Raw genomic sequence first — 5,744 nt, 5'->3', positions numbered from 1 at the left:
GTTCAGCGCCTTCTGCGCCTTCTCCATCTCGGCTTGCGCCTTGCGGGCCGCATCCAGCGCGCGCTGCGCCGCAGCCAGCGCTTCTCGCAGCGCCGCGGCCGCCGCATCGGCCTGGCTCGTGTCGGGCTTGGGCTCCGGCGGGACGTGCGTGGGGGTGTAAACGGGCGCGTAACCGCCAATGGTGACCGACATGGTGGGCTCCTTGGATCGCATCCGGAAGGGCCCCCTTGCATGCAGGACCCGAGAGCCCGCGAGATTAGGAACTCGACTGGGCAGCGACAACTACGGATTCACGGAAGGGGTGGAGGGGTGCGTGGACCGCCGTGGCACGTGCGTGCATGCTGGCGTGGACAAGCTCAGCCCGAACGGGAAAGCGGCATCGAGCGCGCGAAGCGCCGCTCCCTTCAAGTGGCGTGCGCGGATCCGGCTTGGCCGGTCCGCTGCGCGAGCCCCCTGGGGGCCGAGCCCGGACATGAACACTGTTCATGCCTGGCGAGGGGCTTGGCCATTGGCCAAGCGCGGCCCTGCAAGGCAGGCCCCGGAAGGGGCCGTGGGGGCCCTATGACACCCCCAGGTACTCGCTCTTCCACAGCTTGTTGTCGCGCATCCAGCTTTCGAGCCCTGCCGTGCTTTCCTTGGTGATCTCGCCGTCGTCCTTCATCTCGTCGTCCAGGACCTTGTGGGTCTGGCCGATCAGCTTCTTCATCTCGTCCGGCGACAGCGATTGCAGGTACTGCAGGCGCTGCTCTTGCGGCACGTTGTTGGCATCGAACAGCGGGTTCAGTGCGTGCATCGGGCCCATGCCGCCCTCCTGGAAGAACGATTCGGCCGAGCCGAACATGCTGTGGAGGGATTGATAGCTGTTCCAGCCCGGGACGAACCACTCCCAGTCGTCGACCTTGACGTCGGTGTTGCCGCCGCTCTGGTTCATCAGCTCGCGCGCCTGGTCCTCGGTAAAGCCGAGCGACTTGACCATGTCGGCGTAGTCCTTGTTGTCCTCGAACTCGAACTGGTTCTTGTCCTTGGTCACGCCGTAGGCAAATCGCGCGGCGAGGAAGGCCGCCTGCAAGCCGGCGGCGACCCAGCCGATGACGGGCGCCGCGCTCGAGCCGGCGATGGCGCCGCCCTGGGTCGCCGCCATCGTCGCCAGGCGCGCCCGCCAGCCCGCCGCGCCGATCTCCACCAGGTCGGCCAGCACCACGCCGCTGGTGAGCAGGCCGGCGGTCGAGTCGCCCTGGCCGTTGCCGACCTTGTTACCCCACAAGGTTTCGCCGGTGAAGTCTTCATAGGCCCAGGCGAAATCGGCGAAGGCGATCGCGCTGCCCAGCGCATTGGACTTGAGGACCTTCGACAGCTGCTCGGCGCCATCCGGGCCCATGTGCATCTTCTCGAAAGCCTGTTGCAGCTTGCCGCCTTCCATCGCCAGGCCCTTGGAGCTGCGATAGGCCTCGATCACCGCGCCGCTGCCGAACAGCCCCGCGAAGACATCGCTGCTGGTGACACCCTTCTCGCCGGCGGCGTTCACGCCGTTGTTCACCGCCGAGCCGAAGAAGCAGAGCATGCCCAGCCCGCGGGTGACGCGCTCCGACGTCTTCATGGCATCGGGCAGTGACTTGGCCTCGTAGCCCTTCGGGGGTCCGTATTGCGGCGCCTCGCGCTTGAACTGCTCGGTCAGCTCCTTGATGTCGACGTCGGACAGCTTGGTCTTCCCCGGCTCGCTGTTCAGGCGCTTGTTGATCTCGGCCTGCATCTTCTCGTTGAAGTCGAAGGCCTTCTGGATCGACTTCTCGTCGCTCAGGCCCAGGCGCGCGGCATTGCGGATCAGCTCGCTGTTGGGATCGAACTGGCCCGCGCCGTTCACGCCGCGGCGGAAGGCGACCGAGCTGTAGGCACGCAGCAGCTGATCGCCGGAGTCGCGGAACCAGTTCATCGTCAGGCGCAGCGTCGAGGTGGTCGTGCCGATGCCCTGCAGGGTGGTCCGGATCTCCTGGACCACCTCGCTGCTGGGTTTGACCAGCGCGCCGTCGCCGCCATTGGGCACCTTGTCCTTCAGCAGCGCCTGCACGTCTTTCTGGTACTCGTCGGTCAGCGTCTTGAGCTTGTCGTACGAGACCTTGTCGCCCTGGCCCAGTTCGGTGCGCAGGTCCGTTTCCCAGCGGTCGGTGCGCTCGTTCACCTTGGTCGCCAGTTCGGGCGGCACGTGGTAGTCGCGCACCAGCTTGTCGACGTGGTCGCGCTGCGAGCCGACCACGGCGGTCGGGTTCCAGGGGCTGGCGGCGGGGGCGAAGTGGCCGAAGTTGAGCTGGTCGGCGCGGTGCTCGTCCAGGCTCACGTTGTTCTTCAACGTGCTCATCGCCAGCGGGTCGGTGTCCAGGCTCTTGATCTCGTCGCCCAGCTGCTTCTCGGCCGGCATCGACGCCTTGTCGAAGTCGAGGTTCAACCCGATCAGGTCGCGCATCAGCCCGTCGACCTGGATCCCGCGCTGCTCCATCTTGGCGTACGCGACATCGACGCCGACGGGCTTGTCGTCCTCGATCCGGAAGTAGGTGTCCGGGTGGTCCTTGCGGTCCTTGGCGAGGGCCCGCGCCACGCCCTCGGGGTCGAGGCCGCCGTAGTCCTGCACCAGCCGCAGCGCGTTCTTGTTCTGCTTCTGCCAGTCTTCGACGTCACCCGAGACGTTGTCGCGGAACTCCTTGATGCCGTCACGCATGCCGTTGCGCGTCTTGGTCTCGATGGTGTCCGTCCAGTCGCGTCCACCGCCCATGTCCGGCCCGTTCGCGTGTTTCCTGGCGGCGTTGAAAAGTGCCACGCTCAGCTTGGCGGCACCGTGGTCGGCGATGGAGTCGGTGATCTTCTGGCGCAGCCCGCCTTCGGGTCCGCCGGTCAGCATCAGCGCCGTGCCGGCTGACAGCTTCGGGTCGCGGGCGATCTTGTCGAAGGCCGTGGCGTAGAAGTTCGCCACCTCGTCGGCGCGGTTGCCACCCAGCGAGTCGGCGCGCTCGACGAGCAGCGAGAGACCCTCGTAGGTGCCTGCATTGGCCGAGACGTCGTTCGTCAGGAATTGCCACAACGGGTCGTCCGGGCCCTTGTCGGTGTGGGCCTTGATCGCATCGAGCATGAGGTTGGCGGCCTCGGGTGGCGCGTTCTCGCCGAGTTCCTTGAACTGCTTGCCCAGGTTCTCCAGCGTCAGGCCCTTGGTGGCCAGCGCCTTGTCGATCTGTTGATCGAAGTAGCTGCGCGAGAACGTGGGCTGGCCCGCGGTCTCCCACAGCTGCTTGCGCTCCGCCGGGTCCTTCGTCGCGTTGAGCTGCGTGCTGAGCAGCTTCATCGCCTCGTCCGGCTTGCCCTGGCCGACCAGGTCCTTGACCTGCTGCCTGGTGAAGTCGCGCCGCTGTTGCGGCAGGGCCTCGTCGAGCAGCTTGAGATAGGCCTTGTCGTCGTGGTGCTTGGCCGCGAGCTTCTCGTACGCGTAGGAGACCGGGTCCTCGCCAGCCACGCGGCGCAACGGATCGTTGATCGTCTCCTTCGATGTCGCGGTGTCCTTCGCGCCGGCCTGGGCTTTGGTCAGGTCGCTGCCGACGCTGGCCAGCGTCGGCGGCTCCGGCTTGGTCGGGGTGGTCGGCGCCTTCGGTGGCTCGGTGTCGGTCGCCACCTTGGGCGGAACCGTGGTGGGCGACTTGGTGGGCTCGGTGGTCGGCGACGTCGTGGCCGTCGGCGTTGGCGTCGGCCCGGTCGTGGTGGGCGACGGCGACTCGCCGGGCGACGGGTTCGGCGTCGGCTGACCGGTCTTCGGCGCGGTGGTGACCGAACCCGGGGTCGGGATCAGCATCGGCGTCGGCGGCGGCTTGGCCTTCGAGCCGGCTTCGATCGCCTTGGCCACGCCGTCGTCCTTCAGCGCGTACTGCTGGTCGCCGTACTTGACCAGCTGGTTGACGGTCTCGTCCTTCTGCAGCTTGTTGAAGCCGCGAAAGCGTGGGTCGGTGGCCGCTGCAAGCATGGAATCCATGATCTTCTGGCGGTCGCCGGCATTGCTCTTGTCGTACAGCTGGCGCTCGGCCTGCACCTGGGTCAGCACCTCGAGCGCTCCACGCTGGTCGGCCGGCGACAGATCGGTGCGGCCGGCCAGTTTGCCGACCGTGCCGCGAAAGACCTCGTCGTGCTGGAAGGCGCTCAGCACCTTGAACTCCATCGCCTCGTTATCGAGCGCACGAAAGCCCGGCAGGTCGACCAGGTTGTTCAACGCCTTCAGCGCCGGCTCGTTCTTCGCGGACTCGCTGAACATGCCCAGCAGCCGGTCCTGCACGCGAACGTTCACGTCGTGGAAGTTCGACGAGCCGATCAGCTCGCGCAACTTGTCTTTCTCGTCGGTGGTGAGCACCTGTTTGGCATTGGCGAGCTGCGTGATCGTGCGGTCGAACTGACCAACCGCGTCGAGCTGCTGGTTGGTGTTCAGCTTGCGAAAGGCTGGCGAGTTGGTCAGCGCATCGAGGTCCGCACCGTACTGCAGGTCGTTGGGATGGCCGGCCTTCGAGTCGTCGGCCGCCGTCTGCACGGCCTTGTCGAGCGGCTTGGGCAGCCCGCTGCGCGGGTCTTCGTTCTTGAACGTGAAGGTGTCGCCGGACTTGGCGTTGTCGACGTCCTGGCCGGGGTTCTGCTCGCGCAGGTTCTGCAAGCCATGCGCGGTCTTCTCCTTCAGCACCTCGTCGGCCGGCCAGCCGTCGGTGCGCTTGGCGATGTCCTTGCGCTGGTCGGCGGTCAGGAACAGGTCGGGGTTCTGCTCGATCTCGTGCCAGATCGTGCCGTCGTGCCTGACGCCCTGGTCGTCGGTCCAGTCCTTGACGGTGACCTGTGCCGGCATGTCGGGCGACAGCAGCCGCGCGGCGTCGTTGCGCTGGTCCAGCGGCGTGGCCAGCACCGTGCCGGCCGGTGCCTTCGCATCGGGCTGGATCAGCGCGGCCGACAAGGCCGTCTCGAGCATCGAGGTGCGACCCGGCGACGACTGGCCCAGGTCCAGGCCCAGCAGGCCGAGCAGGTTGTTGGCGCTGTTGCCCTTGGTGCCGCCCGGCATCACCTGCAGGATGTCGTGGGCGATGTGGAAGGCCGCCTCCTTGTCACCGGCCAGCTCGACGCTGGCCTCCAGGTCGGCCACCGTCTGGTCGAACTCGCCGCGGGTGGTCATCACCTCCGGGTCGGTCGACGCGTTCCGGCCGGGCTTCGGCCAGTCTTCGTCGGCGTGGCGGCCGTTCGCCCCCAGGTCCTTGGTGATGCGATCGACGACCGGCATCGCACTGCGCAAGACGGCGCTGCGCTCCTGAGGCGTGTTGGCGCTCTCGAGCTCGCTGCGCAGTTGCTTGGCGGCAGCGTCGCCACCGCCCTCGGCGTAGGCGCCCGCGACCCGCTTGGCCGCCGCATCGGCGTTGGTGTTGCCCGTCGTGATCGTGGCGATGTCGGGCTTTTCCTTCTGGGCGGCGTCGACCCGCTCGGTCCAGTTGGTGTTCTTGCTGTCCAGCGCCTTCAGGTCGCCCGCCGTCTTGGCCTGGCCCTGCGGGCCGGCGGCCTCGAGCGCCTCCTTGCCGGCCACCTTCGCGTCGGCCCACTTCTCCTCGGCCGTCGCCTTCTTGGCGTCGAAGTCGTCCTGCAGCGCCGCCTTCTTGGCCACGTCCTTGTTGTCGTTCAGCGCCTTCTGCGCCTTCTCCATCTCGGCTTGCGCCTTGCGGGCCGCATCCAGCGCGCGCTGCGCCGCA

Annotated in this window: 1 protein-coding gene and 1 pseudogene; both read right to left on the bottom strand. The window is 67.4% G+C overall.

What is annotated here, in order from left to right; all coding sequences use genetic code 11:
* The coding region (locus VFY73_RS02730) for a hypothetical protein (RefSeq protein WP_329716375.1) at positions 1-192 on the bottom strand (192 nt) is incomplete at its 3' end.
* 367 nt (positions 193-559) lie between these two features.
* Positions 560-5,744 (bottom strand): annotated as a pseudogene (locus VFY73_RS02725) (hypothetical protein); the annotation flags it as partial.

Origin of the sequence: Ideonella sp. (assembly GCF_036277275.1) — a bacterium.
Lineage (GTDB): Bacteria > Pseudomonadota > Gammaproteobacteria > Burkholderiales > Burkholderiaceae_C > Ideonella.
This window is presented reverse-complemented; position numbering and strand designations above follow the sequence as displayed.